The organism is Microcoleus sp. S13C4 (assembly GCF_036700865.1).
In the GTDB taxonomy this organism is placed as follows: Bacteria; Cyanobacteriota; Cyanobacteriia; order Cyanobacteriales; family Microcoleaceae; genus Microcoleus.
Genome location: NZ_JAUBPS010000074.1, coordinates 1 through 17,659, shown reverse-complemented (window position 1 = coordinate 17,659; position 17,659 = coordinate 1). Strand labels below are relative to the sequence as shown.

Here is a 17,659-nt window from a genome sequence, read left to right as displayed (position 1 = left end):
AGTGTTGCGAAGAATCTCAAACCCTCTCAACACCGCCCTTGAGTGCGTAAGTCCTGTAAGTTTACGAAGCGAGTTAACCGAGTATGTCAATTGCATGGGAGAATCAAATTAAAGTTATTTACGATATCTCTGTCCTCGGACAGGGACACCTGCACAAGCGCGCTAGAACCGGCATTTTTAGAGTTGTTGAAAGTATTGCTGAGAATTTGGCAAACTCGAAAGAATGCGATTTGTTATTTTGTGTCAGTCAGTATTTGCATTTGTTGGATGCGAGTTTCGATTATCTGGAAACAAATCCAAAATTAGCGGGTATTCCCCTGCTGCATTCGAGCTTTGGTCGGGTTTTTTACAGGCAGTTACTCGATGTTTACAATATGCTGGGTCTTCAAATCCAAGCAAATGATGTGGGCAATGCTGTCGTGGAAAAAGCAGTTTTTGACCATTTGAAGAACAATTTACAAAATGCCGTTCAAATCATGGGCGGTTCCTTTGTTCCGGTAGACGCTAATAATTTAGAGTCAGCAGATATTTTTCACTCACCCTACGATGAAATCCCTGTTTCGGCAAAGCAAACAAGTAAAGCTCAGATTTTCTTGACTATCTATGACTTGATTCCTGTTTTGTACCCGCAGTTTCTGCTGAGCGAGCAAATCCCTTTACTTTACAAAAAAACCTTAGCAAGCATCTCTCAAAAGGATTGGGTGATTTGCATATCGCATTCAACTAAGAATGATCTTTGCAACTATCTAAAAATTGACGCTTCGAGAGTTTTCGTCACGCATCTCGCTGCGGAACCGACTGTATTCTACCCCTGCGGCGATGCGGAAAAACTTGCTTCGACTCGCCGCAAATACGGCATTCCAGATGCTCCTTATATTTTGAGTTTGGGTACATTGGAACCTCGAAAAAATCTCGACGGTGCAATCCGCAGTTTTGCTAAACTAATTGAGGAACAAAATATTAAAGATTTATATCTGGTGTTAGTGGGTACTCCGGGATGGAAATACGATAAAATTATGGCAGAAGTTTCTCAGCAAAAAATTCTAAAAGATCGGATAATTTTTACAGGATACGTCCCAGAATCGGATTTGGCAGCGCTTTACAGCAGTGCTTTAGCATTTGTCTATCCCTCGTTTTATGAAGGTTTTGGTTTGCCACCTCTGGAAGCGATGCAGTGCGGAGTACCGGTGATTACCTCAAATACATCTTCGCTTCCCGAAGTAGTTGGGGAAGCGGGAATTATGGTAGATCCAAAAGATACCGACGCGCTTTGTCATAGTATGCTGGAAATCTACAACAAATCATCGCTGCGAGAAAGTATGTCTTTAAAATCTTTGGCACAAGCTAAACTTTTTAGCTGGCAAAGGTGCACTCAAGAAACTATCGCTGCTTATCGAACTGCTTTATCGTAATTTTACAGGAAACTCACCAATCATGAAAATAGTTATTGACGGCATATTTTTTCAAAGCCAGCAAAAAAGCGGGATTGCTCGCGTTTGGCAGTCTTTGATGGAAGAATGGGTAAAAGACGGTTTTGCTGAGAATATAGTAATGCTGGATCGAGCCGGCACAGCACCGAAGATTGCCGGGATTCAATATCGCTCGATTCCGGTTTACGATTACAACAAAACCGATGCTGATAAACAAATGTTGCAGCAAATGTGCGATCTAGAAAATGCAGATTTATTTGTTTCTACCTATTATACAACCCCGATTTCGACGCGATCGGCATTTGTCGCCTACGATATGATACCCGAAGTTACGGGAGGCGACCTGAATAATCCCATGTGGCGAGAAAAACATCATGCTATCCGCCAAGCATCTTCCTACATCGCCATTTCCCAAAGCACGGCCCGCGACTTAGTAAAGTTTTTCCCCGAAATATCTCCCCAATCAATTACTGTCGCTCACTGCGGCATTCAAAAACATTTTTATCCTTCTAGTCTACCAGAAATAGAAGCATTTAAAAGTACACACCGGATTAATAAACCCTACTTTTTAATAGTGGGAGAACGTTTGGGATTCAACGGTTATAAAAATACGATCGCTTTTTTTCAAGCTTTATCGAGACTCAGCAGCAAGTCGGGATTTGATGTTGTTTGTACTAGCGGTCAACCTTCGCTAGAACCTAAATTACAACCGTACACTGCTGGTGTAAACGTGCACCTGCTGTATTTGGGCGACGCTGAATTAAGAGCGGCTTACTCGGGTGCGATCGCCCTCATATTTCCCTCGAAGTATGAAGGTTTCGGACTGCCAATATTGGAAGCAATGACTTGCGGTTGTCCCGTCGTCACTTGTCCCAACAGCTCGATTCCCGAAGTAGCAGGCGAAGCAGCATTTTATGTAGGTGAAAATGATGTTAATGCACTGGGAAATGCCCTGCTTGACGTGCAGAAACCGGATATTCGCAACTCGTTAATTGCTGCCGGACTGGGACAATTCCGCAAATTTTCTTGGTCAAAAATGGCAATAACAGTTAGTTCAGCGTTGATGCAAGCCTGCGGCAGCCAACAGCAAATCTCGGCCAAATCGCCGGAAGCTCCAATCTTATTGTCAGGCATTATCGCGCAATACCAGAAAAATTCCGCTGATTTATCTGCATTAGCAAATGTCCGCCAAGCTAGACAACAAATTGCAGCAATTTGGCTTAGCTTACCAGCCGAACAAGTTGCCAGTGCCTTGGCAGGCGATGTCGGCAAACAGCACCAAGCGCTGCTGGCCAGCGACATTAGATATGAACCGCTAACGGATACAGAAGAGACTTTTGTGAGCGAATTAGTCGCCAATGTGGCGAAAGGATTTAACGAGCCACAAGCCATCAATTACCTGCTTGCAGCCATGCTGTACCGACGAGCAGACCAATTGCCGCTCAAGTACGATCGCGCTACAGTGCCTAATTGGTTCGCTAACGAATATCTCAAATTCATGTTTACTTGTCCGAACGTATTTCAAACCCGAGGAGAAGCAGACAGTTACTATCAATTTATCCAAGGCTGGGCGGATTACCTCCATAGCAATATCTTCAAAAATCCCGATTCCCAACTTTGGCAAAATATAGGTTTATTTTTTTCGCAAGTTGCGAACTTTATCCCGCTGTACTTTACCACGGCAAACCTGCGCGATATTTACACCAAACGGGCTGAAATTATCGAGTTTTCGCTCAAAAATCGCGGCTGTTCAATTGATTGTATCTTCCCGGCGCGATCGCCAAATCGGACAAAAATCCGCCTCGGCATCATCAGCGACCATTTCGCGCCGCAAACCGAAACCTTCGCTACCATCCCGGTTTTCGAGCATTTAAACCGCAACCAGTTCGAGATTTACCTGTACGCGCTCAACACCAGCGGCCACCAATTAGAACAATATTGTCAAAGTCGCGCCGACAAACTGGTTGCACTCCCGAAAGACTTTGCATCGCAAGTCCAAACAATCCGCGCCGACGACTTAGATATCCTGTTTTTCGGTACGAATTTAACAGCTATTAACAAACCGCTGACTTCACTAGCAATTCACCGTCTAGCGCGGGTACAAACTACTTCTTTCTGTTCCCCGACAACCACCGGAATCCGGCACATGGATTACTACATCGCAGGCCAATTTACCGCGCCGGATGCTAGTTATCAAGAACAATATCGCGAACAGTTGGCTGTTCTCGAAGGCAGCGGTTTTTGTTTCACATACGCAACAGAATCGGAAGTTGCTACAGTTAAACCTACCCGCCAAAGTCTGGGAATTTCAGACAATACAACAGTTTTTATCTCCGGCGCCAACTTCTACAAAATTCTGCCGGAGTTGAGGGAGAGTTGGGTAAAAATTCTAGCTGCTGTACCCGATTCAATCTTGATTTTATATCCCTTCGGGCCGGCTTGGACTCGCACCTATCCAGCGACACCTTTTGTCAACAATCTGAACGCTGTATGCGCTAAATACGGCGTGAATAACAACCGCTTGCGGTTCGTAAAACAACTGCCTAGTCGCGCGGATGTGAAAGAATTTTTGCAGCTAGCAGATGTTTATCTCGATTCCTATCCTTATGCTGGGGCAACATCGTTAATCGATCCTTTGCAAGTAGGATTGCCGGCGGTGGTTGTGGAAGGAAATGCTTTGCGGTTCCGCCAAGGTTCGGCGATGCTGCGGGAACTGCAAATGTCGGATTTAATTGCGTATGACGAAGCATCTTACATTCAGCTAGCCGTTAGCCTCGGCACTAACCCGCAATTGCGACAGCAAAAACGGCAGGAAATTCAGCAAAAAATGCAAGGCAATCCGCGCTGTTTTGATAGTGTTGCATACTCTGGGGCGATCGGCAAATTATTCCAAGAACTCTTTGGCGAATGGCAAACCAGCCACCTGGAAGCATCCCGCAGCTTACAGGATAGCATTCCAAAGCAGCCAGATTTGAGCGAGATCCTCTGGAACACCGTCAACCTTTACCAGAGAAATTCCTCAAACATCTCAGCAATATCCGAACTGCGTCAAATCCGCAAACAAATCGCTGATTTTTGGCTGAACCTTCCTGCCGAAAACCTCGAAACCGCCTACAGAAGCGCTTCAGGTAACAGCTATCAAATCCTGCTCAAGAGCGGTTTCCAACGTCAACCGATGATCGAAAGCGAACAAATATTTTTGCAGCAATTAACCCAGATTAGCAAAGGATTAGTCCATCCCAAAGCTGTCAACGCCTTGCTCGCGGCGATGCTGTATTTCCCACCGGAAACTATGCGAATTCCCGACGCTCGCAACCGTTTGCCGCACTGGTTAATTGGGGATTACGAACAAGTTTTTGAGACTGAAGCCGCCATCAAGTCTGATTCAAGTTCTGACTTGCTAGCTCAATACATTCAATCCCCGCAATTTGCGAATCAACTGTTAGGATGCGTCAATCTTTACCGCATCGATTCCTCTGACGAATCGATAGTTTTGGAACTTCGCCAAATCAGAAAACAAATGGCTGATTTTTGGCTGAGTGTTCCTTCAGAAAAACTCGAAAACTTTTACCGAGGAGAGGTTCGCAAGGGATATCAAGCAATTCTTAGCTGCAGCTTGCAAGCAGAAGCAATGACGGAAGCCGAACAAAAATTTTTGCAGCAATTGACCGACATTAGTAAAGGGTTGGTGCAGCCTCAAGCTATCAATGCTCTGCTGGGGGCAATGCTGTATTTTGTTCCGGGAAAAATGCGGGTTCCCGATGCTCGCACCCGCTTGCCCCAGTGGTTGCTTGAAGATTACGAAAAGGTGTTTGAAAGCGCATTTGCGGCAACAGAACCAACACTTGTCAAACAAGATTATCTGCCGCAGTTTCTCAATCAATTAACTGCTGCCCTCAATCTCTATGAAATAGACCCGACGGCTGAATTGGTAATAGCAGATTTGCGGCATATTCGCAAGCAAATTGCAGATTTGTGGCTGAGCGTTTCCGGCGAACAAGTAGAAGTTTTGTACCGGAGCGATTTTGGCAAGGGTTACAAAGCAATGCTGGGCAGCGGGTTTATTAACGAGCCGCTGAATGAGAGCGATCGCGAGTTTTTCAACTCGTTGGTTGTTGAGTTAAGTAAAGGGTTTGGAACGCCTAAAGCTGTGAATAATTTGTTGGCGGGGATGCTGTATTGTCGCCCTGGACAGTTGCGGGTTCAGGATGCGAAGACTTGTTTGCCTGCGTGGTTGTTCGAGGATTACGAGCAGTTTGTTGGGGGTGCGGTTAAAGTGGCTGTTGGGTGATGAAAGGCGCAGGTTTTGAGATTTGGGATTAGTTGCTAATCTCAAATCTCAGGATGGAAACGAATCGTGAAGACGCTTATGACACGAAGGAAGAGAATAGAAGGGAAGAGAGAGATTTGAGAAATCATTGTCCCTAGCCGTAGTAATTTAATTTAACACGAGTTCTGGCTGTTGAGTCTCAAACAAAGGGCGAGTTACCTGACGCACTAGCACTGTTTCTAAACTGCCTTCTACTACATTTTCTGCTTCTATTTCTAACTCGCCCCACAATAGCCGATCGCCTTGATTGGGCATTTTACCTAAATTGTGGATCACGAATCCGGCGATTGTTTGGTAAGCTTGGTTTGTCGGCAGGTTTAACCCGAGTTTTTCGTTAACTGCGGTCACTTCCCAATTGCCCGAAATTAGTGCCGAATGAGCATCTTTTTGAACGATCGTTGCTTCGGAAGGTAACAGCAGGGGTTGAGACTCTTGACTGGTAATCCAACCAGTCAGCAGCCGCACCGTACCGTTGAGAATTGCTAGCAGCGGCCACAGTAATTTGGAGCAGAGTTCGAGGGCCGGCATCAACAGCAAAGCTGTGCGTTCTGGGGCGTGGTTTGCTAATACTTTGGGGATTAGTTCTCCTAAGACTATCTCGACGTAAGTTACTAAGATGAATGCTGCGGGAACTGCGATCGAATGAGCAGTCAGCACGGCCGGGAAATGACCGATCGGCAATTTGTCGATCCACGGTTCGATCCAGTGTACAGTCGCTCCCTCACCCAACCAACCTAACAGCAAACTCCCTGCTGTTGTGCCAGTTTGAGTCACAGACAGGTAATGCGGTATGTTGTTTTGAGCTTGGTGGACGAGTTCGGCGGTTTTAGCAGTTGGGCGATCGTCCAAGTGGGCAAGTTGGCGGATTTGATGGCGATCGGCTGATACTAATGCTAGTTCTGACGCCACAAAAAACGCGATTAAAAGGGTTAAGCCCAGCAACATTGCTAATCTCAGCATTGTTTGAGCGACTTCTATTTCCAGGCAAGTAAGGTTGTTCAAGATAGATATCTAATATGATAGATGTTTTAGGTTAATTCTTTTATTTTAGCTTGCGCTTCAGATAGGTTGAACGCCCGACATTTCGGATATCCTCACTACCCTTCCTTATTCGTAGGTGCGCCGAGGCGCACCTTACCCGTAGAACTTGTGAACTCTTTCTCTTCTCTTCCTTGGTGCCCTTGGCGTCTTCGCGGTTCGTTTTACCTGAGATATTGCACCATTCTCAATTACTTGTTTAGGAACAGGCATCTTGCCTGTTCTTGACAATGATGCAAGATGGGAGTAAAAAAATCCAATTCACAACACCGGAACTCATTGCTGTATCAACTCTCCCTTACTCCCCGGAGCGAGTTAATTTCCGTAAAAGTCTGTACCGGATCGGACTTCAACCCGCCTTGAATGTAATTCAACTTCACTTCTTCTAACAAATCCGACAGCAGCGACTGCAATTCCCCGAGAGTTTTCTCATCTTGCAATTCCCGCCGCAAACTTTGATTAAATTCTTGGCTGAAATTATCTAGAATTTTTCGACCTTTATCGTCTTCGTAAGTAGTAGATACCACATCCACAGCAGTTTGAGCCAAATAATTTGCTAGCTGTTCGGTCATCTCCGTCGGCAAAATGTTAATTGGAGAGAAAGTTTGGACGATTTGATAAAAATCCGACTGTTTGATTGTTGTTTCCAAATTGTGGTGCAGCAATTCTTCCAAATCCGGTTGCACCTGCGGCAAAACTTTGTAAATTGTCAGATCCAAAATCCGCTTGGTAATTTGTTCGATCGTATTTTCCTGATTGACGTGAAGGTACGGCTGCTGCGCCAGCAACATCTGCGCCGCGTCGCCCTGTTTGATCGAACTTTTAGCTTGATTGATAAACCGCACCATCATGTATTCCGACATCGTATTGGCTAAATAAGCCACCGGTTCGTAGGTAACTTGAGCAACTGCGCGATCGAGATTCAGCAAACCCGACTTGTGCAGCCGCACCAATACCGGCAGAATGCGGCACCCCTGCCAAATCGGGATCACCATAAACACCTCGTACCAGCGCCTCAGCACAAAATCAAACCAAGTTACCCCCGGTTTGCGGCGGGTGTGGAACAGACTTTTAATCAAAAATTCCGCCCCAAAAAAACCGATAAAAAAGGTATCAATTCGCCAAAACTGGTCAGGGCTTTTCAAATATTCGGGATTTGGCAAACTTGAATCAATGCCTTTAATCGGGTCATAAATTTTAACTAAACCCGGAAAAAAGCTCTGATAAACAGGTCGCAACTGAAGGTAACTGAAATGAAAAAGCACTAGCAAGAAATTGACCACCGCTACTAATGCGCTCAGTTTGGCCCAAGAAATTGCTTTTTTGGACGATTTTACATCGGTGCTGTTAACAGTTGTGTGGGAATTTGACATAAAAGTAATTTTCCGAATTTGCTAATCGATAAATCTATCTTGTGGCCGAGGCTAAAAAACTCTTAACCTACTAGAATCCCTTGGACGATAAGTATAAGGAAACCAAATGTCGTGAACTTAAAAACAGTCATATCGCTGCTCAAACAAACTTTTACTGAATGGCAAGAAGATAAAGCGCCAACCTTAGCCGCCGCCCTAGCCTATTACACAGTCTTCTCCCTCGCCCCGCTGCTAATTATCGTAATTGCGATCGTCGGTTTAGTCTTTGGTGCAGACGCAGCCCAAGGTCAAATCGTCGCCCAACTCCAAAGTTTAATCGGTAAAGATGGCGCCCAAACTGTCCAAGAACTGATTCTCAAAGCCTCCGAACCCAAGTCGGGAATGATTGCTACTTTAGTCGGCATCGCTACACTTTTGTGGGGCGCTTCCAACGTGTTTACTAATCTCAAAGAAGCCCTCAATACTATTTGGAATGTTTCACCGCCTCCCGGACGAGGCATCTGGGGATTCCTGCAAGACCGCGTATTGTCTTTTGCAATGATTTTAGGTATAGGCTTTTTACTGCTAGTATCTTTAGTCCTTAGCGCCGTTTTAGCTGCCGTCAGCTATTGGTTGAACGGCTGGCTGCAATTACCAGTGGGTATTTGGCAGATTGTGGACTTTGCTATCTCCTTTGGCGTAGTTACGCTGCTTTTTGCCTTAATTTACAAACTTTTGCCCGATGTCCATCTTGCGTGGAATGATGTTTGGATAGGCGCCGCCATCACCTCAATGCTGTTTACGATCGGCAAATCCCTAATTGGAGTTTACCTCGGAGGTAGCGGTATTGCCTCTACCTACGGTGCTGCTGGATCGTTCGTGATTATCCTGCTGTGGATTAATTATTCCGCTCAAATTCTCTTCTTAGGTGCCGAGTTTACCCAAGTTTGGGCTAACCGATACGGCTCCAGAATGCGAGATTCGCGAAACAATCTCCTCAACAGCGAAAATGGGGAATCCTCGGCACGCAAACCTCGCAAGAACTCTTAACATTAGACAAACGGGAAATTTGAGGTTAAACTCGCACTCCGAGTTTGATAGAAGAAGCAAAAAGGAAGAGGGAAAAAGACAGAAGGTGCAAGGCGGAACGAAAGAAAAATTTTGAATGCAATAACTTTGCTTTTTTTTCCCTTGCCCTGTAATATTCGGTCTTCGAGACGGCAGAATTCTGCTTTCTCCAAATCCCTACCTATTTATTCAGAGGGATCAAATCATACCTTCTGCTGACCTCGCATCTCTAGCAGCAAGCTGAAAGCAGGCTCGAGTTAGAGATGGCTAGGAGGTGCGAGTTTTACACCGGCCAGAATCCGGAAAATTCCCTTCACCCTCATTCATTTCTATTTAGATTATCTAGAGTTTTAGCTGCTGCACGTCTCTGTCAGCAGAAGGAAGTCGTCTGTCAATTTTTACCTGCAACTTATCCCTGAAGGATGATTTATCGATCCCGCATTTTCACTTTAATACAAATTACCTAGAAGATTCCAGTCCCAGCGGATCAGCCAAAATAGCACTTTCAATCTTCTCCTAAAAATTTTAAAAATTTTGGTAATAAAGCATGATTTCATCAACTAAAAAACGCATCGCTCTCATCTCCGTACACGGTGATCCCGCTGTGGAAATTGGCAAAGAAGAAGCGGGAAGACCAAATGTTTACGTGCGTCAAGTAGGAGAATCTCTGGCGAAACAGGGGTGGCAAGTTGATATGTTCACCCGCTCATCCGATCGCCAACAAGCAAGAATTGTACAGCACAGTCCCAATTGCCGGACAATTCGGCTAGTAGCAGGGTCGCAAGAATTTATTTCCGGGGACGAAATTTCTGGATATTTACCAATCTTTGTTCAAGAATTTCTGAAATTTCAGTTAGAGTCAGGCTTTCAATATCCGTTAGTTCACACCAATTACTGGCTGTCTTCTTGGGTGGGAATGGAGTTGAAAAAATCGCAATCTCTGCTGCAAGTTCACACTTACCATTCTTTGGCAGCAATTAAATACAAGTCGGTTTCGACAATTCCGATGATTGCCAAAACCAGGCTGCAAGTAGAAAAAACACTTCTGGAAACAGCCGATCGCGTGGTGGCTACCAGCCCCCAAGAAAAAGAAAACATGAGGTCTCTGGTTTCCTCAAAAGGCAACATTGACATTATTCCCTGCGGTACCGACATTGAACGGTTCGGCTCGATCGCCCGATCGACCGCCCGCCGCCACTTGGGCATAGCCCCCGAAACCAAAGTCGTGTTGTACGTAGGTCGTTTCGACCCCCGCCAGGGCATCGAAACCTTAGTCCGCGCCGTCAGTCTGTCGGCGACGCCCAAAGCCGATTTAAAACTCATAATTGGTGGCGGTTGGCGTGCGGGGGAAAGCGACGGTAAAGAGCGCGCTCGGATCGGCAGCATCGTTGAAGAACTCGGCATGAGCGACATTACCAGTTTTCCCGGCGCCTTGAGCATAGACATTCTCCCCGCCTACTACGCCGCGGCCGATGTGTGCGTCATTCCCAGCCACTACGAACCCTTCGGTTTAGTCGCCATTGAAGCGATGGCCTGCGGCACGCCCGTAATCGCCTCCGACGTGGGAGGGCTCAAATATACTGTAGTTCCCCAAGAAACAGGTTTGCTTGCGCCGCCGAAAAATGAAGCAGCCTTTGCCGATGCGATCGATCGCTTGTTACTTAACTCAGTATGGCGCCAGCAACTCGGACACACAGGCCGCCAGCGCGTCGAAACCTATTTCAGTTGGGACGGTATCGCCTCCCAACTGGGTCAACTTTACACTCAACTGCTCGAACAATCGGCCATTCAACTTGACCCGGTGAGCGCTTAGTAGTATCACTTAGTATAGTTGAAGCCAGTTTCCCTTGATCCCTGTTTCACTCATCCGTTCTAACTGGGAACCTTCAACTAGAAGTGATATCAGGAGGTACTCTTGTACGCGCCAGAACATCTGGGAAGCCATCTGCAACCCATTTCAGACATCGAGCTAATTCGCCTGTGGGTGGAGCGCAAATCCCCCCGCAGCAAGCGCTTTAGCTGGCAGGCGGCCAACCGTTTTCGGCTGTTTGTAGAAAAACCGCTGGCAGAAGTGACTCTGACTGATGTCGAGACTTTCGCTGCAGCCATGAGAGCTCGCAAACTTGCACCCGGTTTCTACAAGCAAACCTTGCTAGCGCTGAAATCGCTGTTCGCCTTCGGCCAGCAAACGGGAATATTGCCCGCAGCCGTCCCTCTGCACGGGTGGCCGGTGTGGCAGCGCAGGCAACTGTCCAAACGCCTCCGTTTTAAACTTTCGTGCACTTTATTAATCTGTTTGTGCTTTTTCTTAGGTCGAATGACGCCGAGACTGTGGGGACAATCAGTCTGGGCAGAAAGCTCACCCACCCCGAAACGCTTGCCGGAAGTTGCGGATCTCGACTCACCAGACAAAGGAGAGGATAACATGGAGCGCGATCGGGAATCGGAAACTGCAACCCTCTATTCACCAGAGCCCATAAAGGATAGCAGACTCGATAGCATCGGCCCGGAACGTCGAGTCAAAGCCTTTCTCGACACGATTGCCACCGCCGAAGGAACCGCTAGCCCCGACGGCTACCGCACCCAGTACACCGGCACGAAATTTGTCAGCTTTCAAGATCATCCCAGGGAAATGAGGTGCGGCCGCCGCTATGGCCAAAAACTCTGTTCCGACGCAGCCGGGCGATATCAGTTTCTCAGCACCACTTGGGACAGATTTGCCAAAAAATTTAGCATCAGCGATTTCAGCCCCCAAAATCAAGATTTTGTAGCTGTAGAGTTAATCCGAGAAAAAGGTGCATTAGAAGATATAGAAGCGGGTCGATTGGAGTCAGCAGTCAGAAAACTCGCTTACATCTGGCCTTCTTTTCGGCGTTATGGCGGTTCTGTAGAATCGTCGATGCCCAAACTCGAAGCAATGTACCTGCAAAATTTGGGGATTTACCGACAAGGATTAGTTGTTAGCAATTAGTGAATAGTCCCAGGACGAGTTTAGATTGGGGTTTGGCAATTTTGGATTAAATTTTGACATCCAAAATTGAAAATGAGGGAGTTATGGGTAATGTCGATTCTTCGGAAATTTAAAAATTAGGCTAATTTTCCATCTTCCATGTGAACTATGCGATCGGCAATATCTAAAATTCGGTTATCGTGGGTTACTAACAGAATTGTACAGCCTTGCTCTTTGGCTAATTCCTGGATCAAATTCACCACTTCGCGACCGGATTTGCTGTCCAGGGCGGCTGTTGGTTCGTCAGCTAGAACAATTTGCGGTTGACTGACCAAAGCGCGGGCGATCGCAACTCTTTGTTTTTGCCCTCCTGACAAGTCATCTGGATAATAGTTAATCCGCTGTTCCAGCCCTACTAACTCTAGCATTTTTGCAGAGCGATCGCGCATTTGAGAACGCGACAAATTCCCGTGAACTTCCAAACCCATTTGCACGTTTTGCAGCGCCGTCAAACTGCGGTGTAAATTGTGCGCCTGAAAAATATAGCCTATTTTGCGCCGCGCCTTTACCAATTGGTCTGAACTCGCTTTGCACATTTCTTGACCCAGAATTTTGAGACTTCCCGATTGACCGGATCTCAGTCCGCCAATTAAAGTTAAAAGCGTGGTTTTTCCAGAACCGGAAGGCCCCGTCATCAGCACAATTTCACCTGCTTTAATTTCGAGATTAATGTCAAAAAGTACCTGTTTTCGCAGTTGACCTTGACCGAAGTAGTGGTCGAGTTGGTGCGCGGAAATTATAGGCTCATAAATCGGTAATTTGTTAGTTGTCGTGCTGATATTAGTGGATTTCATAAGTTAAAAGTGAGGTTGGTAGTGAGGACTAAAGTCCTCAATCAACATTGATCTGCGTATATCCGCTACCATCTGCGGTAAAAATTTCCAACTATGCCATCTGCGGTAAAAATTCCAACGTAACTAACTGAGCAATTTCTTCCGTTGGAAAACCTAAAGCCATTGGTTTTTGCGTTGCGGGAATTATTTGCACGTCATAGAGTAATGATTTGGTTATTTTTATCTACTGCGATATCGTGAATGTCGATATCTCCTGTAGTATAGCCGATTCTTGGAATATATAGGCGATCGTAACCTGGATGTTCCCCACCCGCAGCTAGCACATTGTCTAGCCAAAGTTGATATTTTGAGCTTAAATAGAGGCGTTCGTACAGTAAAGCCCCATTGTGCGATCGAAGATTCGCCAAAAAACCTAGATTCTGTTGGTTTCTGGCTGAGCATCTATGTTTTGATCGCATTGAGAAAATCCGAGAATTAATCACCTCACCCAGCCGCCAACCGCTCTCTTTCCCTCCGGTGCGATCGTCATTGTCGAACACCAATGGATTAATATTTACAAAATCTTTTAAGATAATTGAAATTTCATTAATTTAAGTAAACAAATCACTATTGATTTTGTAGTAAATGCTTTAATAGCAGTATAGTATAATTACTTACTGAGTCGGCAAAAGTTGTGATTGATTAGATGAAATTATCATCCGGTAAGCAAAAACTTTTGCCGTGAATGAGTTAGAAATTACGCACTAACCCGAGATTTCGTTGTTCTCGGCTTTTGGTATCACCAAAAGCCTCATCTATTGTTGGTAATTGCGCTGAATGCCTAAGTCCTAGAATTAATAAAAACCAATAAGGTGATTACCATGAACAAGGAAATCATTTTCGTTGACTCCTCTGTACAAGATTATCAAAGCCTGATTCAAAATGTCAATTCCGCTCAAATTGTCCTTTTACATGAAAATTCGAGCGCGATCGCACAAATTACTCAAGCCTTGGCAGATCAAAAAGATGTAGAAGCCGTACACATCCTTTCCCACGGTAGCGAAGGTAGTTTAAAACTTGGTTCTGACATACTCGACTCTAACAACCTAGAAAATTTCAGCAGTCAGATAAAACAGTGGGGAAATGCCCTAACTGAAAACGGCGATATCCTATTATATGGATGCGATGTAGCCGCGGGAGAAACTGGCCTCAATTTTGTCAAGCATCTCAGCGAAATAACAGGCGCAGATGTAGCCGCTTCTAATAACATAACAGGTTCTGCGGCCTTTGGCGGCGACGGGGAGTTAGAAGTGAAAGTTGGGGAAATTGAAACCCAACCCCTGAATTTTGCCAATTATCACTACACTTTAGCCGGACTCACTGGCACCGCAGATAGCAAAAGCATCAATTTTAGTGCTACCCATACTTCCACCGCGATCGATGTTTTAGCGAACGACACGGGAACCGGCAGACTCAGTGTTGATAGTATTGTCACCGGCCCTAGCCACGGCACCGCGATTATTAATGATTCGATCTATGTCGCTGGCGGCTACCGTATCCGCGACCTGCCTCTCACCGGCCTTATCAAGTTAAACTCCGACGGGGCTGTTGATACTACCTTTAACCCCAATGCGTATACGTATAGTGAGGCCAATGCGATCGCTCTCGATAGCAGTGGCAACCTCATAGTCGGTAGTCGCGGATACATTGCGAAGTTAAACCCGACGACTGGGGTTGCTGATACTACCTTTAACCCAAATCCGAATGGTTATCGTGTCTCTGCGATCCCCATTGATAGCAGTGGCAACCTCATAGTTGGTGGCAACTTCACCAGCATCGGCGGTCAAACTCGCAACAACATTGCGAAGTTAAACCCGACGACTGGGGCTGCTGATACTACCTTTAACCCGAATGCGAACCAAAATACGCCAGCTCCGGGGACACCTTATGATAGCTATGGGAATCATGTCTCTGCGATCGCCATTGATAGCAGTGGCAACCTCATAGTCGGTGGCGACTTCAACACCATCGGCGACCAAACTCGCAATTACATTGCGAAGTTAAACCCGACGACTGGGGCTGCTGATACTACCTTTAACCCAAATGCGAGTGGTTATGTCCATGCGATCGCCATCGATAGCAGTGGCAACCTCATAGTCAGTGGCGACTTCAACACCATCGGCGGCCAAACTCGCAATGTAGTTGCGAAGTTAGACCCGACGACTGGGGCTGCTGATACTACCTTTAACGCAAATGCGGATGGTTATTTCAGTAATGTGCATGGTTATGTCTATGCGATCGCCATCGATAGCAGTGGCAACCCTTATGTCGGTAGCTGGTTCTCGGAGGCCGGGCAAAAGAGCATTGTGAAGTTAGACCCGACGACTGCGGTTGCTGATACTACCTTTAACCCAAATCCGAACACTTCCGGGCCTATGAATTCTGCTCGAATCAATGTGATCGCTATTGATAGCAGCGGCAACCTCATAGTCGGTGGCTACTTCAACACCATCGGCGGTCAAACTCGCAACCATATTGCGAAGTTAAACCCGACGACTGGGGCTGCTGATACTACCTTTAACCTAGATCTGGATGCTCCGGGTATGGTCGGAGCGATCGCGATAGACCCGAAAAGAAACATCCTCTACACCCCAAACGCCAATTTCAACGGCGTAGACACCTTCACCTACACCGCCAAAGACAGTAGCGGTGTCAGCACTCCCATCACCGTCAACGTCCTCGTCAACCACTCTCCCGTATTAGATAACAGCGGCACCCCCGCCCTCACCGCCATCAACCAAGGAGACAGCACCAGTACCGGCACACTAATTAGCACAATTATCACGAATCTGGGGGGAACAAAAATCACCGACAGTGACACCGATGCCAAACAAGGCATCGCGATCACCAACTTAGACACAACTAACGGCACTTGGCAATACACCACTGACGGCACAACTTGGAATACATTTACCGCCTCGCCCATCAATGCACGTCTCCTAGCATCTGACGCTAACACCAAAATCCGCTTTGTCCCCAATGCCAGCTATAATGGCACTGTCACTAACGCCTTTACCTTCAAAGCCTGGGATCAAATCATCGGCATCAACGGCGGCACCGCAGACACAGGAGCAGACTTAACCAATAACAGCACATCCAGCGTATTCAGCGTGGCTGACGAAACTGCCAATATTACCATCAACCCCGCCCCCGCCCCCGCCATCACCAGTGTCAGCGCACCCACCAATAGCACCTATGGAGTTGGAGAAAACCTGGAATTTACCGTTACCTTCAAGGAACCGGTAACCATCACTGGCGGTGCCAACTTACCGATTACCCTAGATACTGACCGCACTGTCAATGCTACCCTCAACGGTACAGGAGTCTCTGCCACCACCCATACCTTCCGCTATACTGTTGCTTCTGGCAACCTAGATACCGACGGCATCACAGTTGGTACGGCCTTAACTTTACCCACGGATGCTACCATTCAAAATGCCACCAATGCCAACGCGATCCTAACTTTAAATAGCGTCGGTAGCACCACAGGCGTATTAGTCGATGCCGTTGCACCCACCGTCACCATAAATCCTGTTGCTGATATTACGACAGCCGGAGGAACCAGTCAAAGTTTGACAGTTACTTTCAGCGATAATCATGCTGTCGATGTTTCAAGTTTGGACAGTTCTGATATTTTGATAAATTGGTCGGGCGGTGACATTCCTGCCAAATTTGTCAGTGTCGATACTAATAGTAATGGTACGCCTCGGACAGCGACTTATTCGTTTATTCCGCCTGGGCAAAGTTGGGATAATACTGACAATGGAACTTATACTGTTAAGTTGCAAGCAAGTCAAGTTAAAGATAGTCTTGGCAATTTCAATGTTGCTGGTAGTTTAGGGACTTTTAACGTTAATATTGCGGTGCCGATTTTCAAACCAACGCCAATACCAATTCCACCGGTAACACCGACACCAACGGTGACACCAACTCCCACAGAAACACCGACAACACCAACGGAAACACCAACACCAACAGAAACACCGACACCAACACCAACGGAAACGCCGACACCGACACCCATAACCATCGCAATTAACACGCCATCAGTCAGTAATATCGATCGCGGTGAACCAACTAATTTGCCACAAAATCAAGAAATAGATGGCAAATATCTACTGAGTGATGAAGATGATACCAGTATCCCACAATCAGCCTTTGGCAAACCGATATTCGCGTTATCAGGGAATGATAACTTGACGGGAAGTGACGGTAATGACACGATTCATGGTAACAGAGGCGCTGATACCATTGATGGTGGTAATGGGAAGGATAACTTGTTTGGGGGTAAAGAATCCGATCAATTGTCGGGTGGTAATGGTGATGACTTCTTGAGTGGAAATAAGGACAATGATACTCTCACTGGTGGCAATGATAATGATCTCTTACACGGGGGGAAGGGAAATGATGTCTTGATTGGTGGGAATGGGAATGATGAGTTATGGGGAGATAAAGGTTTCGATGTGCTCACCGGTGGCTTGGAGCGTGATAACTTTGTGTTACAATATACCGCTACTAACCCCAGGGTAAGAGCATCTCAATCAGCCTTGACAAAAGCACTTGAGAATTTGCATCATATAGTCATTGTTCATTGCGGC

10 protein-coding genes are annotated in these 17,659 nt (G+C 46.3%); 6 read left to right on the top strand and 4 right to left on the bottom strand.

Features of this window, described 5'->3' with window-relative positions; translation table 11 throughout:
* Nucleotides 1-83 precede the first annotated feature (83 nt).
* Both QT996_RS23705 and QT996_RS23700 read left to right on the top strand, forming a co-directional pair.
* A complete protein-coding gene (locus QT996_RS23705; RefSeq protein ID WP_333049487.1) occupies nt 84-1,412 on the top strand; it encodes a glycosyltransferase family 1 protein in 1,329 nt (442 codons plus the stop codon).
* Between the two features lie 22 nt (nt 1,413-1,434).
* Nucleotides 1,435-5,721 carry an O-linked N-acetylglucosamine transferase family protein gene (locus QT996_RS23700; protein ID WP_333049486.1) on the top strand — a complete coding sequence of 1,429 codons (4,287 nt, stop codon included), beginning with the start codon at nt 1,435-1,437 and terminating at the stop codon, nt 5,719-5,721.
* Between the two features lie 147 nt (nt 5,722-5,868).
* Here QT996_RS23700 and QT996_RS23695 read toward each other — a convergent pair whose 3' ends face one another.
* A complete protein-coding gene (locus QT996_RS23695; protein ID WP_333049485.1) occupies nt 5,869-6,762 on the bottom strand; it encodes a CNNM domain-containing protein in 894 nt (297 codons plus the stop codon).
* Nucleotides 6,763-7,085: 323 nt separating this feature from the next.
* Nucleotides 7,086-8,171 (bottom strand): hypothetical protein, encoded by a 1,086-nt coding sequence (locus QT996_RS23690; protein WP_333049484.1) that lies wholly within the window; start codon nt 8,169-8,171, stop codon nt 7,086-7,088.
* 111 nt (nt 8,172-8,282) lie between these two features.
* Between QT996_RS23690 and QT996_RS23685 the strand changes: the two genes are divergently transcribed.
* From QT996_RS23685 to QT996_RS23675, 3 genes are all read left to right on the top strand, one after another.
* Nucleotides 8,283-9,200: a YihY/virulence factor BrkB family protein gene (locus QT996_RS23685; protein ID WP_333049483.1), complete on the top strand. Its 918-nt coding sequence runs from the start codon at nt 8,283-8,285 to the stop codon at nt 9,198-9,200.
* Nucleotides 9,201-9,765: 565 nt separating this feature from the next.
* Nucleotides 9,766-11,031 carry a glycosyltransferase gene (locus tag QT996_RS23680; RefSeq protein WP_333049481.1) on the top strand — a complete coding sequence of 422 codons (1,266 nt, stop codon included), beginning with the start codon at nt 9,766-9,768 and terminating at the stop codon, nt 11,029-11,031.
* 102 nt (nt 11,032-11,133) lie between these two features.
* Complete coding sequence (locus QT996_RS23675) at nt 11,134-12,189, top strand: glycoside hydrolase family 104 protein (RefSeq protein ID WP_333049480.1); 1,056 nt, start codon at nt 11,134-11,136, stop codon at nt 12,187-12,189.
* Nucleotides 12,190-12,305: 116 nt separating this feature from the next.
* Here QT996_RS23675 and QT996_RS23670 read toward each other — a convergent pair whose 3' ends face one another.
* The gene (locus QT996_RS23670; RefSeq protein ID WP_333049478.1) at nt 12,306-13,022 is read right to left on the bottom strand and encodes a DevA family ABC transporter ATP-binding protein; all 717 of its coding nucleotides are present in this window, start codon (nt 13,020-13,022) and stop codon (nt 12,306-12,308) included.
* A gap of 194 nt (nt 13,023-13,216) precedes the next feature.
* Entirely contained in the window at nt 13,217-13,561 is a 345-nt protein-coding gene (locus QT996_RS23665) for a DUF4915 domain-containing protein (RefSeq protein ID WP_333049502.1), read from the bottom strand.
* Nucleotides 13,562-13,882: 321 nt separating this feature from the next.
* Here QT996_RS23665 and QT996_RS23660 point away from each other — a divergent pair.
* Nucleotides 13,883-17,659: DUF4347 domain-containing protein (locus QT996_RS23660; RefSeq protein WP_333049476.1), on the top strand; the 3,777-nt coding region annotated here is incomplete at its 3' end.

Bases quoted from the DNA above. Each gene is read 5' to 3' on its own strand.
- QT996_RS23705 (WP_333049487.1), top strand. From the start codon at position 84: ATGTCAATTGCATGGGAGAATCAAATTAAAGTTATTTACGATATCTCT.
- QT996_RS23700 (WP_333049486.1), top strand. From the start codon at position 1,435: ATGAAAATAGTTATTGACGGCATATTTTTTCAAAGCCAGCAAAAAAGC.
- QT996_RS23690 (WP_333049484.1), bottom strand. From the start codon at position 8,171: ATGTCAAATTCCCACACAACTGTTAACAGCACCGATGTAAAATCGTCC.
- QT996_RS23680 (WP_333049481.1), top strand. From the start codon at position 9,766: ATGATTTCATCAACTAAAAAACGCATCGCTCTCATCTCCGTACACGGT.
- QT996_RS23670 (WP_333049478.1), bottom strand. From the start codon at position 13,022: ATGAAATCCACTAATATCAGCACGACAACTAACAAATTACCGATTTAT.